At 58.5% G+C, this 17,784-nt stretch carries 15 protein-coding genes and 1 riboswitch; of the genes, 10 read left to right on the forward strand and 5 right to left on the reverse strand.

The window, feature by feature from the left end; translation table 11 throughout:
* The gene (locus tag R0I78_RS02485) at positions 1–357 is read right to left on the reverse strand and encodes a DUF488 domain-containing protein (RefSeq protein ID WP_317074187.1); all 357 of its coding nucleotides are present in this window, start codon (positions 355–357) and stop codon (positions 1–3) included.
* Positions 358–502: 145 nt separating this feature from the next.
* On the opposite strand from R0I78_RS02485, the gene R0I78_RS02490 reads away from it, so the two are divergent.
* The 5 genes from R0I78_RS02490 (at position 503) to R0I78_RS02510 (ending at position 5,035) form a co-directional block, all read left to right on the forward strand.
* Positions 503–1,255 (forward strand): MipA/OmpV family protein, encoded by a 753-nt coding sequence (locus tag R0I78_RS02490; protein ID WP_317074188.1) that lies wholly within the window; start codon positions 503–505, stop codon positions 1,253–1,255.
* 338 nt (positions 1,256–1,593) lie between these two features.
* Complete coding sequence (gene dctP, locus R0I78_RS02495) at positions 1,594–2,616, forward strand: TRAP transporter substrate-binding protein DctP (protein ID WP_317074189.1); 1,023 nt, start codon at positions 1,594–1,596, stop codon at positions 2,614–2,616.
* Positions 2,617–2,687: 71 nt separating this feature from the next.
* Entirely contained in the window at positions 2,688–3,284 is a 597-nt protein-coding gene (locus R0I78_RS02500; RefSeq protein WP_317074190.1) for a TRAP transporter small permease, read from the forward strand.
* 11 nt (positions 3,285–3,295) lie between these two features.
* On the forward strand, positions 3,296–4,582 hold the full coding sequence (locus tag R0I78_RS02505; RefSeq protein WP_026344850.1) for a TRAP transporter large permease: 1,287 nt from the start codon (positions 3,296–3,298) through the stop codon (positions 4,580–4,582).
* 9 nt (positions 4,583–4,591) lie between these two features.
* Positions 4,592–5,035 carry a universal stress protein gene (locus R0I78_RS02510; RefSeq protein WP_026344851.1) on the forward strand — a complete coding sequence of 148 codons (444 nt, stop codon included), beginning with the start codon at positions 4,592–4,594 and terminating at the stop codon, positions 5,033–5,035.
* 48 nt (positions 5,036–5,083) lie between these two features.
* Here the strand turns inward: R0I78_RS02510 and R0I78_RS02515 are convergent, their stop codons facing one another.
* Together R0I78_RS02515 and sstT are read right to left on the reverse strand one after the other, a co-directional pair.
* Positions 5,084–5,698: a porin family protein gene (locus R0I78_RS02515; RefSeq protein ID WP_317074191.1), complete on the reverse strand. Its 615-nt coding sequence runs from the start codon at positions 5,696–5,698 to the stop codon at positions 5,084–5,086.
* A gap of 140 nt (positions 5,699–5,838) precedes the next feature.
* Positions 5,839–7,059 (reverse strand): serine/threonine transporter SstT, encoded by a 1,221-nt coding sequence (sstT, locus tag R0I78_RS02520; protein ID WP_317074192.1) that lies wholly within the window; start codon positions 7,057–7,059, stop codon positions 5,839–5,841.
* A 215-nt stretch (positions 7,060–7,274) separates the two neighbouring features.
* On the opposite strand from sstT, the gene R0I78_RS02525 reads away from it, so the two are divergent.
* The 5 genes from R0I78_RS02525 (at position 7,275) to R0I78_RS02545 (ending at position 15,252) form a co-directional block, all read left to right on the forward strand.
* Complete coding sequence (locus tag R0I78_RS02525; RefSeq protein ID WP_317074194.1) at positions 7,275–11,276, forward strand: hypothetical protein; 4,002 nt, start codon at positions 7,275–7,277, stop codon at positions 11,274–11,276.
* Positions 11,277–11,335: 59 nt separating this feature from the next.
* Entirely contained in the window at positions 11,336–12,247 is a 912-nt protein-coding gene (locus tag R0I78_RS02530; protein ID WP_317074195.1) for an ABC transporter substrate-binding protein, read from the forward strand.
* A gap of 241 nt (positions 12,248–12,488) precedes the next feature.
* Entirely contained in the window at positions 12,489–13,592 is a 1,104-nt protein-coding gene (locus tag R0I78_RS02535; protein WP_317074196.1) for an ABC transporter permease, read from the forward strand.
* Entirely contained in the window at positions 13,589–14,527 is a 939-nt protein-coding gene (locus R0I78_RS02540; protein WP_317074197.1) for an ABC transporter ATP-binding protein, read from the forward strand. The genes R0I78_RS02535 and R0I78_RS02540 overlap by 4 nt, the downstream gene beginning before the upstream one ends.
* Positions 14,524–15,252: an ABC transporter permease gene (locus tag R0I78_RS02545; RefSeq protein WP_317074198.1), complete on the forward strand. Its 729-nt coding sequence runs from the start codon at positions 14,524–14,526 to the stop codon at positions 15,250–15,252. Before R0I78_RS02540 ends, R0I78_RS02545 begins: the two co-directional genes overlap by 4 nt.
* A gap of 105 nt (positions 15,253–15,357) precedes the next feature.
* Here the strand turns inward: R0I78_RS02545 and R0I78_RS02550 are convergent, their stop codons facing one another.
* Together R0I78_RS02550 and R0I78_RS02555 are read right to left on the reverse strand one after the other, a co-directional pair.
* Positions 15,358–16,671, reverse strand: a complete 1,314-nt coding sequence (locus R0I78_RS02550) for an LLM class flavin-dependent oxidoreductase (RefSeq protein WP_317074199.1) — start codon at positions 16,669–16,671, stop codon at positions 15,358–15,360.
* A complete protein-coding gene (locus R0I78_RS02555; RefSeq protein ID WP_317074200.1) occupies positions 16,671–17,444 on the reverse strand; it encodes a 3-oxoacyl-ACP reductase in 774 nt (257 codons plus the stop codon). Before R0I78_RS02555 ends, R0I78_RS02550 begins: the two co-directional genes overlap by 1 nt.
* Positions 17,445–17,490: 46 nt before the next feature.
* Positions 17,491–17,587, reverse strand: a riboswitch (TPP riboswitch).
* Between the last annotated feature and the right edge of the window lie 197 nt (positions 17,588–17,784).

Raw genomic sequence — 17,784 nt, forward strand, 5'->3', positions numbered from 1 at the left:
CTAATCCGAGCCCAGCATCGCCAGATATTGCTTCAGCACTACCGCATTGTTGTGCCGCTCGTCGCTGGCGGCAAACAGCAGGGTAATGGTTGCCGACCTGGCCCGGTCAGCTAGCGGCCGCAGGCTTTCTCGGTGGGCTTTCAGCTCGCCAAGATAAGCACGCCGAAACTCATCCCAGCTGATGTCACCCCGGTGAAACTCCTGGCGCAACTCGTCACTCGGAGCCACCTCTTTCAGCCAGTCATTCAAGACCGCGTTTTTCTTGCTTAATCCTCTGGGCCAGAGCCGGTCTACCAGAATGCGGCAGCCATCTTCAGGCTCGGCAGCCTCATAGATTCGTTTTAAATGTACCGCCATATTCAGCTCCTTTCACTGCGCCCAATATGGGTATACCCAAACATTACACTATTATTGACTATGGTAGACTCGCCTCGTTTTATATTCGGCGTCTGCTTATCCGTTCAGGGTAAGCCATTCTTTTTATTTCAGGAGCATAATGTTCATGTACAGGAATCTTCTCTGTTCTGTTGCAGTGTTACCCCTGCTGGCTGCCCCGGCCCTGGCTCAGCCCCTCAGCGGCAGTGTAGGTATCTCGGTGACTCAGGCCCCGGATTATCTGGGCAGTGACGACTATAAAAGCCGTACCCTGCCCGATGTGAACCTGCGTTATGGCGAGCAGCTCTATCTGAACCTGAGAGATGGCCTGGGCTGGAATATTTATCATCACCAGAACTGGACTCTGTCCCCTTTTGTCGGATATGTACCGGGTCGCGATAATGAGGGTGCTCTTAGTCGTTTTGAGAAGGTGGATGGCGGCTTGACCGGTGGTTTCCGTCTGCAATACAAGCCGGGCCCCTGGAACCTGACCCTTAAAGCACAAGCCCCCGTCTCCGGGGATATGGACGGTTATCAGCTGACCCTGCGTGCCGGTTGGCAGAATCAAATTGCTCCCGGTTGGTCCGTGGGTCTTAGCCCCAGCCTGACCTACAGCAGCAAGGAATGGACACAAAGCCTGTTCCGGGTGTCGGCCCGTGATGCACTGAAAAGCGGCTTTCAACGCTATGAGCCCGGTGATGGCTACTGGCGACTGGGCATCGGCGGCAACATCAATTACCGCTTTGCCGACAACTGGTCGCTCACCGGTCTTGCCGCTGTCACTCAGCTGACCGGCGATGCCAAAGACAGCCCCATCGTCCGCGATGCCGGTGACGATGTGCAGGCGCTGGCCGGCATGGTACTGAGCTACCACTTCTGAGTTAAAAACAGGCAACCGGGTTGCCTGTTTTTTCATTTCCGGACTAAGCTTGCCGTCAGCAAAAAAGCAACACTTGGTTACCATTGTAATCTTTAGATTGCTATCCTTTCGTCAGTGTCACCATCTTTTTCATTTCGCTCACAACACTTATAAAAATCCATAAAAAGCAGCAAAACACCGCAAAAACCATGCCAAAACACACAAAGCAGCACCTCTAAGTTTGTCTTTGATCACCAAACTCCAGTTGAACCTCTCCCCTTTTCTTGCGTCTTTTTACTTATTTTGCCAGTCTATAAAAGCAATTAAGGTTAGAACACGAAACCATAACGGAGCATCGAATGGATATGCAAAAGGGATTCAAGTTCAGAAAACTGGCCGGTATTTCGGCCCTGGCCATGTTCGCCTGTGGTGCCGCTCAAGCCGACACCTGGCGCTATGCCCATGAAGAATACGAAGGCGATGTGCAGGATGTGTTCGCCTACAAATTCAAGGAATACATTGAAGACAACTCGGATCATCAGCTGCAGATTTACCGCTTTGGTGAGCTGGGCGAGTCTGACGACATCATGGAGCAGACTCAGGCGGGCATCCTGAACTTTGTAAACCAGTCTCCCGGCTTTACCGGCTCTTTGATTCCGGAAGCTCAGATCTTCTTTATTCCTTATCTGATGCCCACCGAGATGGAAGATGTGGTCAGCTTCTTCCGTGAAAGTAAGGCCATTAACGAGAAGTTCCCCGAGCTGTATGCAGAAAAAGGCCTGGAACTGCTGCAGATGTATCCGGAAGGTGAGTTTGTGGTGACCCTGGATGAGCCGGTGACCACGCCGGAAGAGCTGAAGAACAAGAAAATCCGGGTCATGACTAACCCGCTGCTGTCGGAAACCTACTCCGCCTTTGGTGCCACGCCCACGCCGCTGCCCTGGGGTGAGGTATACGGTGCGCTGCAGACCAATATGATTCAGGGTCAGGAGAACCCCATCTTCTGGATTGAGTCCGGTGGTCTGTATGAAGTATCTCCCAACCTGGTGTTTACCGGTCACGGCTGGTTTACCACTGCCATGATGGCCAACCAGGACTTCTATAAGGGCCTGTCTGATGAAGACAAGCAGCTGGTACAAAAAGCCTCTGACTACGCCTTTGAAGAAATTCTCGAGCACATCGACGGTCTGGCCGAGCGCTCACTGGAGAAAATAACCAGCAGCAGCGATGACGTCACGGTCACCCGCTTGAATGACGAGCAGATTGCAGCCTTCCGTGATCGCGCCCCTCAGGTGGAAGCCAAGTTTATTGAAATGACCGGCGACCGCGGCAAGGAGCTGCTCAATACCTTTAAAGAAGACCTTAAAAACGTTACCAACTAACCGGAACGGGGCGCCTGGCGCCCCTTCTCTTTTACCCTGGCCGGCCCTTTCATCCGGTCAAGGAGCACGGAATGTCTGACAAAAACCAAGAAGCTGTGGAAGACGATACCGCAGGTTATACCTCCGGCCTGCCCGGTGTACTGGGCTGGATAGACGAGGGCATAGCCCGCATTGAAGCCGTTATGCTGGCCGCCGGTGTGCTGCTGATGGCCATTAATACCTGCACCAACGTGATCGCCCGCTTTGTGTTTGGTGAAGGCTTTTTCTTCTCGGGCGAGATCAACCGCATTCTTATTATTCTGATCACTTTTGCCGGCCTGGGTTATGCCGCCCGCCACGGTCGCCATATTCGCATGTCGGCCCTGTACGACTCACTGTCGGTGAAGCTGCGCAAGGTGCTGATGGTACTGATTGCTCTGTTCACCTCCGCCGTTATGTTCTTTTTGTGCTATCACGCTTACGGTTATATCGAAACCCTGTACAGCCGGGGCCGCATTTTGCCGGCGCTGGGCTTTGAGATCTGGTGGATTTACCTGTGGGTTCCGGTGGGCTTTGCCATTACTGGCATTCAGTATTTTCTTACCGCCGTTAAAAACATCACCAGCCGGGGCGTTTATCTGTCTACCGGGGTGCTGGACGGCTACGACGACACCGAAACCGAAGTGTAAGGGCTGACCTCATGGCAACACTGTTAATGTCGATCATGATTGGCCTGCTGCTGCTGGGCTTTCCCATGATGATTCCGCTGATCACCGCTGCTGTGGTTGGCTTTGTAATGATGTTCGACGGCTTTGGCCAGATGGGCACCTTTATTCAGCAGATGATGGGCGGCATTCGCCCGGCCTCGCTGATTGCGGTGCCCATGTTTATTCTGGCCGCCGATATTATGACCCGGGGTCATTCTGCCGACCGGCTGATCAATATGGTGATGGCCTTTATCGGGCATATCAAGGGCGGGCTGGCCATCAGTACCGCTACTTCCTGTACTCTGTTCGGGGCCGTTTCCGGTTCTACGCAGGCCACTGTGGTGGCAGTGGGCTCGCCACTGCGGCCCAAAATGCTGCGCGCCGGCTATTCCGATCCCTTTACTCTGGCGCTGATCATCAACGCCAGTGATATCGCCTTTTTGATCCCGCCGAGCATCGGCATGATTATTTATGGCGTTATATCGGAAACCTCCATTGCCGAGCTGTTTATTGCTGGTATAGGCCCGGGCCTGTTGATCCTGTTTATGTTCTCGCTCTACTGCCTGTATTACGCCCACAAGAACAAGGTGCCCACCGAGCCCAAGGCCAGCTGGCGTGAGCGGGGGGTGGCAGTGCGCCAGGCATTGTGGCCGCTGTTCTTTCCGGTGATTATTGTGGGCGGGATTTACGGCGGTATTTTCAGCCCCACCGAGGCTGCGGCCGTGTGCGTGCTTTATGCCTTTCTGCTGGAGTTTGTGGTGTTCCGTTCGCTCAAGCTGCCGGATATTTATCGCATTGCCAAATCCACCGGGCTTATTACCGCTGTGGTGTTTATTCTGGTGGCGGTAGGCAACGGGTTTTCCTGGATATTGTCGTTTGCCCAGGTGCCGCAAACCATTCTGGAGTCGGTGGGAGTTAATGAAGCCGGCCCGGTAGGTGTGCTGATTGCCATTTGTGTGGCCTTCTTTATTGCCTGCATGTTTGTGGATCCGATAGTGGTCATTCTGGTGCTCACGCCCATTTTTGCGCCGGCCATTCAGTCTACCGGCCTGGATCCGGTACTGGTGGGCGTGCTGATCACCCTGCAGGTGGCCATCGGCTCGGCCACGCCGCCCTTTGGCTGTGATATTTTTACCGCCATCGCTATTTTCAAACGCCCGTACATGGAAGTGATCAGAGGTACGCCGCCCTTTATCTTTATGCTGGTGGCGGCAGCGGCGCTGATTATCGCCTTTCCCGAGATTGCGCTGTACTTCAGGGACCTGGCCTTTGCGGACTAAGGAGGCAATGTGTTCAAACGAATAGTCGTGGCCGTAGACGGCTCCGATACCGCACTCAAAGCCGTAGACAAGGCGGTGCAGCTGCAGCAGCTGCTGCCCGAGGCCGAGATATATCTGATTTGTGTCTACAAGCACCACAGCCTGTTTGAAGCCAGTCTGTCCATTGGCCGGCCGGCAGAAATGGATATTCCCGACAAAGTACTGACGGAATATGCCAAGGAAGTGGTCAACTTTGCCAAGGCCCACGCCCTTGGCAAAGGGGCCACTCACCTGCGCGGCTTTGTGCGCGGTGGCCGCCCTTCCAAGGTGATTGTAAAATTTGCCAAAGAAAAAGAAGCCGACCTGATAGTGGTGGGCACCCGCGGTACCCACAGCGACAAGGACGGCATGCTGCTGGGCAGTGTATCCCACCGAGTGACCAGTGCCGCTAAATGTCCGGTACTGGTGGTGTAAACAACAAGGGGCCATTAAGGCCCCTTTTTTAATTCGATCGCTTAACCATCAGAAATGCCAGCTCAGACCAAACATCATGCCGTTAATGTCGTAATCGCCCCGGTTGATCAAACGGGCATATTCCGCAAAGAACGCAATACCATTGGGATTACGCATATCCCGAAAACGCACACCAACACCATAGCTGAAGTCATCTTCAGAGTCTGAGGCTTTGCCGTATACAGGCATATTGTTCAATTCAGTCACTTCAATTTCCGCTTTCCCTTTAGTCCATCCCAACAAACCGTAAACAGACATAAAATCCTGAATCGGGAACTGCGGCAGGGCATAAGCACCAAAATAATGTTTAAGCTTGGTGGTTCCACTGGCACTATTTACGCCATCAGATAATGAAAAATCATCACCACCAACACCTTTACCATAACGCAGTTCAAACGCTAAATAAGGTGAAGGCTGAACTCCAAGATTAAGGCCAACGGTATTCCACTCAGGTGAAAATACTCTGTCCACGGCATCATTTTCAATATCGGACTGAAGTTGCGCGTAATTCAGACCCACATAAAATTCAGGCTGAGAGTACATCATGGGAGTTGAGTTATACCCCTGCGCCTGAACGCCTGCGGCAAGCAGACAAGAAGCTGCAACCAGTGTCTTTATTTTCATATGCCACCATCCTTGTTGGTTATTGTGATTGCACACTCACATGCAATATCAAGGCTAGACGGGAACCAGTTTTATGCCAGCAATAAAAAAGGCCGGTGAGCAGTGCTCGCCGGCCTTTTGCTTACAGGGGGCTTTGCAAATTACTTTTTGTTCTCGTCGGCCATGCAGGCCGCGGCGGTAAACAGCACGTCAGTGGAGCTGTTCAGGCCGGTTTCAGCAGAGTCTTGCAGCACACCAATAATAAAGCCCACGGCCACTACCTGCATGGCAATGTCGTTGGGAATGCCAAACAGACTGCAGGCCAGCGGAATAAGCAGCAGAGAGCCGCCGGCCACACCGGAAGCACCGCAGGCAGACACAGACGCTACCACGCTCAGCAGCAGGGCGGTCATCATGTCTACTTCAATACCCAGTGTGTGCACCGCCGCCAGAGTGAGCACGGTAATGGTAATGGCGGCACCGCCCATATTGATGGTGGCTCCCAGGGGAATGGACACGGAATAGGTGTCTTCATGTAATTTGAGCTTTTTGCACAGCTCCATGTTGACCGGAATGTTGGCAGCAGAGCTGCGGGTAAAGAAAGCGGTCACACCGCTTTCGCGCAGGCACTGCAGCACCAGCGGATAGGGGTTGCGACGGATTTTCAGGTATACCAGCAGCGGGTTCACCACCAGCGCGATGATCAGCATGGCACCCAGTAATACTGCCAGCAGCTGGGCATAACCCCAGAGCGCATCAAAGCCGGTGCTGGCAATGGTGTTGGCCACCAGACCAAAAATACCGATGGGAGCCAGCCGGATCACAAACTTCACAATGGCAGACACGCCCATAGACAGATCAGCCAGCAGGGTTTTAGTGCTGTCGCCGGCATGATGAAACGCCAGCCCCAGGCCAACAGCCCAGGCCAGCACACCAATGAAGTTGCCGGTCAGCAGGGCATTCACCGGGTTATCAACAATGTTGAATACCAGGGTCTGCAGCACTTCGCCAATGCCTTCCGGCGGCGAGGCCTCACCGCCGTGGCTGGCCAGCACCAGCTCGGTAGGAAAAGCAAAGCTCAGCAGCACGGCCGTGAGTGCCGCGGCAAAGGTACCCAGCAAATAAAGATACAGAATCGGCTTGATGCTGGTCTGCTCACCTTTTTTATGGTTGGCGATGGACGACATTACCAGCACAAACACCAGCACAGGTGCTACCGCCTTGAGCGCGCCTACAAACAGACTGCCCAGTAAGCCAGCGGACTCGGCTGCCCCGGGAGCCAGTACCGCCAGCAGAGTACCGGCTACAATACCAATCAAAATTCGGGTTACCAGGCTGCCGCCATAAATCATGCGCAGCATAAGGGGTTGGGTTTGGTTCATATTCATCCTTTGATGGCGAAAAATCCATCTCATACACTGAAGACAAGGCAACTTTATAGCAGAAAAATCCAGCTAAAAAGCATAAGGTCGGTTTTTTGTAAGGTCATACACAAATTTTTACTCACAAATCGCCATAAAAATAGCCGAAAGGCTCCCGGTCTCAATTCGCTGCTAGGCTTTAAGCACACTTTTTGCGCAGCCTTACAAGGACTGTTATGCGCCTCATTCTTTCCCTGTTGCTGTTTTTATTGCCCATTCTCTCCCGTGCGGAGCAGGTGCCGGAACCCTTGCAGCCCTGGACCGGCTGGGTGTTGCAGGGCAGCAGCCAAAGCCGCTGCCCGCTGCTGTACCAGCAGAGCACTCAGCGTCAGTGCGCCTGGCCCGGGCAGCTGAACCTCGCATTAAATGACAAGGAAGGGCGTTTTGAGCAAAGCTGGGAACTGTATGATGACGCCGATATACCTCTGCCCGGCAACCGTGAGCACTGGCCACAGCAAGTAATGGTAAACGGCGTGCCTGCCTTGCTGGGGGAGCGCGACGGCAAGCCGGTGCTGTCTTTACCAGCAGGAGAGCACCGCATCAACGGTGTCTGGCAATGGGCCAGCATGCCGGTCAGCCTGCAGCTCGCCCCGGGCACAGGACTGCTGGCACTGAGTGTAAACGGCCAGCCTGTGGCTGAGCCTGAGCTGGATAAACAGGGCCGGCTGTGGCCCGACCGGCGCAACCAGGCTCAGACCCCCGCAGCCAATACCCTGAACATGACCGTCTATCGTCATATTGCCGACGACATCCCCCTGCAGGTGAATACTCACATTGAGCTGAAAGTGGCCGGCGAGCCCAGGGAGCTGCAGCTGGGACCTGTGCTGTTTGAAGATCAGATACCACTGGCGCTGAACAGCCCCCTGCCGGCCCGGCTGATGCCCGACGGTCGTCTGCGGCTGCAGATACGCCCGGGCAACTGGCAGCTGCAGCTGATCAGCCGTCATACCGGGCCGGCCGAGGCCCTGTCGCTGCCTGCCATTCCCACCCCCTGGCCTAAAGAAGAAGTCTGGGTAGTGCAGGCTTTTCCGCAACTCAGAGTGATGGAAATCAATGGCCCCAACGCCGTGGATGCCGGCCAAAGCGGTCTGCCTGCCCACTGGCAGACTTTGCCTGCTTTTTATATGACGCCGGGCACCACCATGAAATTTACCGAGTTGCGCCGGGGCGATCCGGGTCCGTCACAAAGTCCTCTCAGCCTGCGGCGAGAGCTGTGGCTCGATTTTAACGGGGGTGGCTACACCGTTAACGACACTCTGAGTGGCAACCTGAGCCATAGCATTCGCCTTACCAGCTCGCTGAGCCCGGGGCGGATTACCGTGAACGGCGAGCCCCGGCCGGTTACTCAGCTGAATAACAGTCAGCCCGGCATAGAGCTGCGCCCCGGCCCGGTTGAACTGGTGGCCGACAGCCGGCAGACAAACCATATTGGCAGCCTGCCGGTGTCGGGCTGGAATGTCACCACAGATAATGTCAGCAGCCGACTGAACCTGCCACCGGGCTGGAGCCTGCTGGCCGCCTTTGGCATGGACAACCGCCCCCACACCTGGCTGCAACGCTGGACCCTGCTGGATTTATTTCTGGTGCTGATCGCCGCCGTGGCGGCATTGCGGCTGTGGGGCTGGCACTGGGGCATGCTTACGCTGGTGACACTCGGGCTTATCTGGCATCAGGCTTCCGGACTGGGGCCGCCACGCTGGATCTGGCTGCATCTGCTGGCAGCAACGGCTCTGTTGCGTGTGCTGCCCGCCAACCGGCTGCGAACCTGGGTGGCAGGCTACCGGCTGCTGGCATTGTTAGTACTTACTTCGCTCACCATCCCTTTTATGGTGGATGAAGTACGCACCGCCCTTTATCCGCAACTGGCAAGGCCGGGAGCGGTGATGCCCGCCCCTGTAACCGGCAGCCTGCGCCAGGCCAGCGCCGAGCTGGAGGCCAGGGCTGAAGCCATGACAGATAACATACTGTCTGCCTCCGGCGCACCTGCACCTGGTGCTCTGCCCCGGCTGGATCCGAATGCGCAAATACAAACAGGCCCGGGGTTGCCGGACTGGCACTGGCGCACCCTGGAATTTGAATGGAATGGCCCGGTCACGCCCGAGCAACAGCTGCATTTATTCTTGCTGTCGCCCAAGGTGAATGCCGGCCTGAATCTGCTGCGGGTAGTACTGTTGTGCCTGCTGGTGCTGCGCATGGCGGGTTTTAACCTTCAAGATGGCAAGAGCTTGCAACAAAAGCTGTGGAGCTGGCCGCTCACGCTGCTGATGCTGCCTCTGCTGCTGGCTGCCCCCGGCGCAAAGGCCGACTTTCCTTCGCCCGAGCTGCTGGCGGAGCTGAAAACCCGGCTGCAGGCCCCGCCCGACTGTCTGCCCGAGTGTGCGCTTGCTACTGATTTAACCCTTATTGCCGAGCCGGATACCCTGATATTAACGCTGAACATACATACTCAAACCCCTATGGCAGTGCCCCTGCCGGGCCGCTGGCAGCCAAAGCAGGTGCAGCTGAACAGCACTGCCGCCAGCGGACTGTGGCGCAATGGCGAGGGCGTGCTGCACTTGCCATTACCGGCGGGTATTCATCGTATTGAGATGAGTGGCCCCTTGCCAGCCCAAAGTCAGCTGCAACTGTCCCTGCCCATGCCGCCCAAACGGGTGAACGCCCGACTGAATGGCTGGAGGCTGCAGGGCGTGAATGAAAACGGCGTCCCCGAAGGCCGGCTGCAACTCACACGACTGACCGCCGATGGCAAACCCGAAGGCTCCGCATTAAAACCCGGCGTACTGCCGGACTTTGCCGAATTGACCCGCACTCTGCAGCTGGGGCTGGACTGGCGGATAGAAAATCAGCTGGTGCGCCAGACCAATGTGGATCAAACCCTGCGTCTTGCCATTCCCTTGCTGCCCGGTGAGTCGGTGCTTACCGACGGCATTAAGGTGGAAAACGGCAAGGCTCTGATCAGTCTGGCTTCGGGCCAGCGCCAGCTCAGCTGGCAGTCGGCACTGGCACGCACCGACTCGCTGGTGCTGACAGCGACAAACACGCAAGACTGGAGTGAGACCTGGCGGCTGGACGCCAGCCCCATCTGGCATGTGAACAGCGACGGGCTGGCTCCGGTACACCCGCAAGGCGGCGCTCTGCCCGAATGGCGGCCCTGGCCCGGCGAGCAACTGACCCTTGCCATTTCCCGGCCGGCCACGGTACCCGGCCAGACTCTGACCATAGATGCCAGCAGCCTGAAGGTGCAGCCCGGCAAGCATGCCACCGATGCACACCTTGAACTGATCCTGCGCAGCAGCCAGGGTGGCCGCCATGCGCTGCAACTGCCTGAAAGCGCCGAGCTGCAGAGGGTGGAAATAAATGGCCGTACCCTGCCACTGCGCCTGAGTGAACGCACCCTTACCCTGCCATTAACGCCGGGCACACAAACCGCCCGCATTCACTGGCGGCAGCCGGCAGGCATCGGCCCTGTGTTCACTACTCCTCAAGTGAATCTCAACAGCCCCAGTGTGAACCACCGCATCGAGCTGGTGCCGGGGCAGGATCGCTGGGTGCTGTTTACCGGTGGCCCTCGGCTGGGGCCGGCAGTGCTGTTCTGGAGCCTGCTGGCCATCACCGCCTTGCTGGCGGCGGGGCTGGCCCGGCTGCCGTTCACACCGCTGCGTTTTTATCACTGGCTGCTGCTGGGGCTGGGGCTGACTCAGGTTCCGCTGTGGATGGCTGCCACTGTGGTGTTCTGGCTGCTGGCCCTGGGATTACGTCAACGCTGGCAGCATCAGCAGGCCGGCGGCTGGTTCAATCTGGCGCAAATTGGCCTGGTATTACTGACCCTGGTGGCGCTTAGCTATCTGTTTGCCGCCATTCAGCAAGGACTGCTGGGCCTGCCCGATATGCAGATTGCCGGCAACGGCTCCTGGGGTAACCGGCTTAACTGGTATCAGGATCGCAGCGCAGCCACCCTGCCCACCGGCTGGATGCTGTCGGTGCCGTTGCTGGTATACCGGCTGCTGATGCTGCTGTGGGCATTGTGGCTGGCCTTTGCTCTGCTGGGCTGGCTGCGCTGGGGCTGGGAATGCTTTGCAAGCCACGGGTTGTGGCGACCGCTGGAATTCTTCAGGCGAGCTAACAAAACGCCGTGGAAAACCCCAAAAAAGCCGGAGCAGGGTTCAGATGAGATCTAGCTTGGGGTACTCTTGCAAACAGAAAAGATGCTGAATTTCGCCGAATAAGGATGATTTTGATGAAAAAGCTGCTGGCTTCCGCCGTTTTTACCCTGACTGCCACTCTGGCGCTGCCGGCCATGGCAGCCGACCCCATAGTAGTATCGTCAAAAATCGATACCGAAGGCGGCCTGCTTGGCAATCTGATTTATCAGGCCCTGAACAATGCCGGCCTTGAAGTGGAAAACCGCAGCCAGCTGGGCGGCACCCCCATACTGCGCAAAGCCATTATTGCCGGCGAAGTGGATATTTATCCGGAATACACCGGCAATGCCGCCTTTTTTCATCAGAAAGAAGACAGCGACGCCTGGAAGGACTTTGAACAGGGCTACGCCCTGGCCAAACAACTGGACTTTGATGCCCATCAGCTGGTGTGGCTGACCCCGGCCAACGCCAACAACACCTGGGCCATTGCCCTGCGTCAGGACATTGCCGAGGCCAACAATCTGGCCACCATGTCAGACTTTGGCCGCTATGTCAGTGAAGGCGGCGAGATCAAGCTGGCGGCCTCGGCGGAGTTTGTGTCCAGCCCCGCCGTGCTGCCCGCCTTTCAGCAGACCTATGGCTTTGAACTGAGTGACAGCCAGCTGCTGGTGCTTTCCGGTGGCAACACCGCTGCCACCATCAAGGCCGCCGCCCTGCAAACCGACGATACCAACGCCGCCATGGTGTACGGCACTGACGGTGCCATTGCCTCTGTGGGTCTGGTAGTCATGGACGACGACAAGGGCGTGCAGCCGGTTTACGCCCCCGCCCCCATAGTGCGGGAAAGTGTGCTCAAGGCACACCCGGAGATCGCCGGCATTCTGGAGCCGGTGTTTCAGTCGCTGAATGTAACCACCCTGCAGACCCTTAACAGCCGCATCGCCATTGGCGGCGAAAGCGCCGAAGCCGTGGCCGCCGACTATCTGGCCGGGCTGAGCCAGGACTGATGCATCTTTGCCCGGTTAAAACCGGGCCAAAGAACGCCGTCACTCCGGGCTTGACCCGGAGTCCATGGCATGGGGCACTGTTTTCATGCGGAACACTCAGCTTTCTGCAGAATGGATTCCGGCTCGAAGGCCGGAATGACCGAGCTTAAGTATTGATGCGCGTGCCTGCAATAAATAACCAAAAATTGACTTCGGGGAGTGACCCATTCCTTTATCATTAAAACCCGACAAGGTCGGCGGCTTGCTGGCAGCAGCGCTGGTGGCCAGCCTGCTGGCGCTGCCCTTTGTCGGCCTGCAACCCAACCGCATTTTGCCCGGTGAGTCTCTGAGTCTGCTCAGTTCCGCCGGCCTCACCGGTCTCTGGCCACTGTTATTGCTGCCGCTTTGTCTGGCTAACCGTGCCCTGCTCCTGCGACTGGCACTCACCGCCGCCGCCCTGCCGTTGCTGCTGTATACCGCCGGTCACACCGCCACCGCCTTGTTGGAACATGCCGGCCCCCTGGCCCGGGTTTCCCTGGGTGCCGGCTTTTGGCTGGGGCTGTTCTGGCTGTGTTTGCTGATCACCGACACCGCCCTGCGCCTGAAACTCGGGCCTGCCGCCCGGCTGGCGCTGGTGGCCACCCTTACCGCAGCTGTGATGGCGCTGCTGGCTTCGGGCTTGTGTGACCAGCTGTCGTTACTGAAAGAGTTTCACAACCGCAGCGATTTCTGGCGGCAAGGGCTGCGCCATCTGCAACTGGCCCTGGGCAGCATTATTCCAGCGGTGCTGGCGGGCATTCCTTTAGGGGTGGCCTGCCACCGCTCGCCGGGGCTCAGGTCGGCGCTGTTTCCGGTGCTCAATATTTTGCAGACCATTCCCAGCCTGGCCATGTTTGGCCTGTTGATGGTGCCGTTGAGCCTGCTGGCCACGGCGCACCCTTGGCTGGGGGAGCTTGGCATTCGCGGCATTGGCGCGGCACCGGCGGTGATCGCCCTGTTTCTGTATTCGCTGCTGCCCATCGTCAGCAACACGGCGCTGGGTTTTGACCGGGTCGATGCCCATGTGCGCGAGGCGGCCTCCGCCATGGGCATGAGCCGCCGCCAGCGCTTGTGGCAAGTGGAGCTGCCGCTGGCATTGCCAGTGATCCTCAGTGGCCTGCGAGTGGTGGTCACGCTCAATATCGGTCTGGTGGCGGTAGCGGCACTGGTGGGCGGCGGTGGCTATGGCACCTATATCTTTCAGGGACTGGGGCAAACCGCCACCGATCTGGTGATCCTCGGCGCCCTGCCCACCCTGCTGCTGGCGTTTTTATTCGCCATTGTTATCGATACCCTGATCGCCCTGCAACAAGGCACTCGCGAATGATTGAAGTAAAAAACCTGAGCAAACAATTCGGCCGGCAGACGGCGGTAAAGGAACTGTCGTTTCGCGTGAACAGCGGCCGAGTCTGCGCCCTGGTGGGCACCTCCGGCTGCGGCAAGTCCACCACATTGCGCATGCTCAACCGGCTGATAGAGCCCAGTTCGGGCGAGATTTTTATTCAGGGGCAAAAGGTCACCACCATCCCTGCCGAGCAGCTGCGTCGGCGCATTGGCTACGCCATTCAGGGAGTGGGGCTGTTTCCGCACCAGACCATTGCCCGCAACATTGCCACGGTGCCGCGGCTGCTGGGCTGGAGCAAAGCCGACATCGATGCCCGGGTCAGCGAGCTGCTCAGTTTGTTCCGGCTCAACCCCGCCACCTTTGCCGGCAAATACCCGCACCAGCTGTCCGGCGGCGAGCAACAGCGGGTGGGGGTGGCCCGGGCGCTGGCAGCACGCCCCGAGCTGCTGCTAATGGACGAGCCTTTTGGTGCGCTGGATCCGCTCACTCGCGAGCACCTGCAGGACGAGCTGCTGCACATACAGCAACTGCTGGGCATCACCATCATCATGGTGACTCACGATCTGGAAGAGGCCATTAAAATGGCCGACGTGATAGCGGTCATGGACAAGGGCGAAATACTGCAGATGGACAGCCCACAAGCCCTGCTGCGCCACCCCAGGCCGGGCTTTGTGCAGAGTCTGGTGGGCGGCCGGGACAGATCCCTGCGGCTGCTGGCCACCCAGACTCTGGCCGATATCATGGCTCCGCTTACGGGGCCCACCGGCACCACCCTGCCGGCGGCCACCAGCCTGAAAGACGCCATGGCCGAGCTGCTCTGGCAGGGTGAAGAGCGGCTGACGGTGGTGGATGAGGCCGGCCAGCCGGTGGGTGAAGTGACTCTGAGCCAGCTGCTGAAACAAGGAGCCGGCGCATGACCCGCACACTGGGCTGGCTGATCCCCGGGCTGCTGCTGGCGCTGCTCACCCTGAACATGGACGCACTCACGCCGCTGTTTCGCCCCCTGGTCAATGAACCCGCGCCGGCCATTTACGCCCGGGACAGTTTTCTCAACCTGCTGGGCTGGCATGCCCTGGCGGTGTTTGCCGCCATTGCCGCCGCCACCCTGCTGGCGCTGGGGGCCGCCATTGCCGTTACCCGGCCTTCGGGCAAGGCCTTTTTTCCCCTGGCCCGGGCCCTGGCCAACCTGGGCCAGACCTTTCCGCCGGTGGCGGTGCTGGCCCTGGCGGTGCCGGCGCTGGGCTTTGGCCTTACTCCCACCCTGGTGGCCTTGCTGCTCTACGGCATGCTGCCGATTTTTGAAAATGCCGTGACCGGGTTGCAGCAAATTCCCGCCAGCGTGCGCGAGGCGGCCAGGGGCATGGGCATGACACCCCTGCAACAACTGTGGCGGGTGGAACTGCCTCTGGCCCTGCCCACTCTGGTGGCGGGCATTCGTATTTCGCTGATCATCAGCATAGGCACCGCCACCATTGGCTCCACGGTAGCGGCCAAGGGTTTTGGCGAGGTGATTATTGCCGGCCTGCTCACCGACAACCTGGCCTTTGTGCTGCAGGGGGGGATGATGGTGGCGCTGATGGCCATGATGCTCGACGCCCTGTTCCGCCGCCTTGAGCAACGACTGACGCCGCCGGGCGGGTGAGAATACGGGGACTGGGGAATTGTAGGCCCGGTTTTACACCGGGCAAATACATTCACCTGCGGCACCGCTGCCGCGAATAATATCGCAGCCTCCAACCCCCGCCACTTACAGCTGACAGCTCCCCGCAGGTGGAAGTCCCAAATGTTCCCGCAACGTTGAGCCTTCATACTCGGTACGGAACAGGCCGCGGCGTTGCAGCTCGGGCACCACCTGATCCACAAAGTCCTCGATGCCGGCGGGCAGTGACGGCGGCATCAGATTAAAGCCGTCGGCCCCCTCGTTGCGGAACCACTGCTCCATGCGATCGGCAATGGACTCGGGCGTGCCCACCATGGTGCAGTGGCCGCCACCGGCAGCGAGCCGGCCCAGCAGCTGGCGCACCGTGGGCTGCTCGGTCTCGATAATGCGCAGCACGGTGGCGTAGCGGCCTTTCGGGCCGGTAAACACATCCAAAGACGGCAGCGCCGGCACCGGGGCGTCCAGCTCCCAGCCGGAGCAGTCCTGACCCACATAGGTGCCCAGCTGGCGCAACGAGGCGTCGGCAGGCAGCAGCTCATCCAGCTCCCGCTGTTTGGCGTTGGCCTCGGCCTCGGTAGACGCCACATAGGTCACCAGCCCGGGCATGATGGGCACGTCCACGTTGCGACCGGTGTCCTGTACCCGGCGCTTGATGTCGCGGTAGTAGTCCTGGGCCGCCGGCAGATCGTAGGCCACGGCGTAAATGGCTTCGGCGCACTTGGCCGCCAGAGTACGGCCCTGCTCCGAGGCGCCGGCCTGAAACAGCACCGGGTGCCCTTGAGGCGGGCGCGGCACATTAAGCGGGCCGTCCACCAGAAAGAACTCGCCGTTGTGGTTAATGGGGTTCACCTTATCGGGATCGGCATAGTGGCCGGCCCGATCCATCACCAGGGCGTCTGCAGCCCAAGAATCCCACAGTTTGATCACCGCATTCACAAATTCCTCGGCCCGGCGATAGCGCTCGGCATGGGCCGGCATGGCCTCGTAGCCGTGGTTGCGGGCTTCCACGTCAAACATGGAGGTGACCACGTTCCAGCCCATGCGGCCACTGGAGATATGATCCAGCGAGGCCATCATGCGGGCGGCGTGAAACGGCGTGAAAAAGGTGCTCGACACAGTGCTGATAAAGCCAATGCGATCCGTGGCCCGGCTCATGGCCGCCATGGCGGTGAGCGGCTCCAGAAACCAGTAGCTGCCGTCGGAGACATTTCCCACCGACTGGCCATCGGCAAAGAACACCGCATCCAGCTTGCCACGCTCGGCGGTTTGCGCCAGCCGCTCGTAATAGCGAATGTCCCCCAGTTGCTCTACTGCGGAATTGGGGTGCCGCCAGGCGGCCCTGTGGTGGCCGCACCCAAACAAAAACAGGTTCAGGTGCATCATGCGTTCGTTCATGCTCATCAGTTTTTCACCAGGCCGCCGTCTACTACCAGATTCTGGCCAGTCACCGAGCGGGACCAGGGCGAAGCAAAGAACAGGGTGGCGTCGGCAAACTCCGCCGGCGTGGTCACCCGGCGCAGCGGCGTATTGGCGGCAATGTAGTCAAACACTTCCTCGGGAGTAGCGGCAGAGGCATCGGTGGTGCGCAGCAGGCCGCCGGACACCATGTTCACGGTAATGCCGTCCGGGCCCAGATCCTGCGACAGAGTGCGGGTCAGCGACAGCAGTGCCGCCTTGGCAGCGGTGTAGTCGTGGTAAGGCACCACCGGGTTCTGGAACAGGTTGGTGCCCACGTTGACGATACGGCCAAAACCGATTTTACGCATACCAGGCAGCGCCGCCCGGGTGGTGTTTAAGGCACCGCCGGCAATACCTTCCAGCTGCTGGTGCAAATGATCCCAGGTCAGCGCTTCGGCATGGGGGCGGGCATCACCATTAAAGGAAAACGCCGGCAGGGCGTTATTGATGACGGTGGTTACCGGGCAGCCGAAATGGGCCTCGGCCTGGTCAAACATGGCCTGCACGGCGTCGGCATCAGTCACATCGGCCTGCACCGCCAGGGTCTGCTCCGGCGCTTCGGCGGCCAGCTTTTGTGCCGCCTCGGCGCTGTTCAGGTAGTTGATCACCACTTTGGCACCTTCGCGCAAAAAGGCGCGCACCAGATGCTCGCCCAGGCCCCGGGCGCCGCCGGTAACCAGCACCAGTTGTTCATTAAATGGAATGGAAGTTTGCATTTTCTACCTCGAAGCTGAGGCGAAGGCATAAGGCAGCAAAGGCACCAGGCCGACAGGCTGACATCCCTTCGCCAGTATGAACTGGATCAGGTTCAACGGGTGTTATCTCAGCCCTGCATCGCAGGACACCCCGTGTCTCGGCACGAACCATAACATACCCCACGGCAAGCTGTAAGCGGTCAGCTATAAGCTGTCAGCAGTGGACTGGCCCGAGAAAAGTAGACACCTTCATTTAATGAGAAGGTGTTATGAAATACAAACCCCGCCGTCGCTTTAGCGACACATTCAAACGTGAGGCCGTCGAGGCCTCGCTGTCTACCACCGAGACACAAGCTCAGTT

This window comes from Oceanimonas sp. CAM02 (assembly GCF_032842915.1).
Lineage (GTDB): Bacteria > Pseudomonadota > Gammaproteobacteria > Enterobacterales > Aeromonadaceae > Oceanimonas > Oceanimonas smirnovii.

What these genes read in the sequence shown, in the direction of transcription:
- R0I78_RS02485 (WP_317074187.1), bottom strand. Translation starts at nt 357, where the DNA reads ATGGCGGTACATTTAAAACGAATCTATGAGGCTGCCGAGCCTGAAGAT.
- R0I78_RS02505 (WP_026344850.1), top strand. Translation starts at nt 3,296, where the DNA reads ATGGCAACACTGTTAATGTCGATCATGATTGGCCTGCTGCTGCTGGGC.
- R0I78_RS02550 (WP_317074199.1), bottom strand. Translation starts at nt 16,671, where the DNA reads ATGAGCATGAACGAACGCATGATGCACCTGAACCTGTTTTTGTTTGGG.
- R0I78_RS02545 (WP_317074198.1), top strand. Translation starts at nt 14,524, where the DNA reads ATGACCCGCACACTGGGCTGGCTGATCCCCGGGCTGCTGCTGGCGCTG.
- R0I78_RS02490 (WP_317074188.1), top strand. Translation starts at nt 503, where the DNA reads ATGTACAGGAATCTTCTCTGTTCTGTTGCAGTGTTACCCCTGCTGGCT.
- R0I78_RS02515 (WP_317074191.1), bottom strand. Translation starts at nt 5,698, where the DNA reads ATGAAAATAAAGACACTGGTTGCAGCTTCTTGTCTGCTTGCCGCAGGC.
- sstT (WP_317074192.1), bottom strand. Translation starts at nt 7,059, where the DNA reads ATGAACCAAACCCAACCCCTTATGCTGCGCATGATTTATGGCGGCAGC.
- R0I78_RS02525 (WP_317074194.1), top strand. Translation starts at nt 7,275, where the DNA reads ATGCGCCTCATTCTTTCCCTGTTGCTGTTTTTATTGCCCATTCTCTCC.
- dctP (WP_317074189.1), top strand. Translation starts at nt 1,594, where the DNA reads ATGGATATGCAAAAGGGATTCAAGTTCAGAAAACTGGCCGGTATTTCG.
- R0I78_RS02555 (WP_317074200.1), bottom strand. Translation starts at nt 17,444, where the DNA reads ATGCAAACTTCCATTCCATTTAATGAACAACTGGTGCTGGTTACCGGC.
- R0I78_RS02500 (WP_317074190.1), top strand. Translation starts at nt 2,688, where the DNA reads ATGTCTGACAAAAACCAAGAAGCTGTGGAAGACGATACCGCAGGTTAT.
- R0I78_RS02530 (WP_317074195.1), top strand. Translation starts at nt 11,336, where the DNA reads ATGAAAAAGCTGCTGGCTTCCGCCGTTTTTACCCTGACTGCCACTCTG.
- R0I78_RS02540 (WP_317074197.1), top strand. Translation starts at nt 13,589, where the DNA reads ATGATTGAAGTAAAAAACCTGAGCAAACAATTCGGCCGGCAGACGGCG.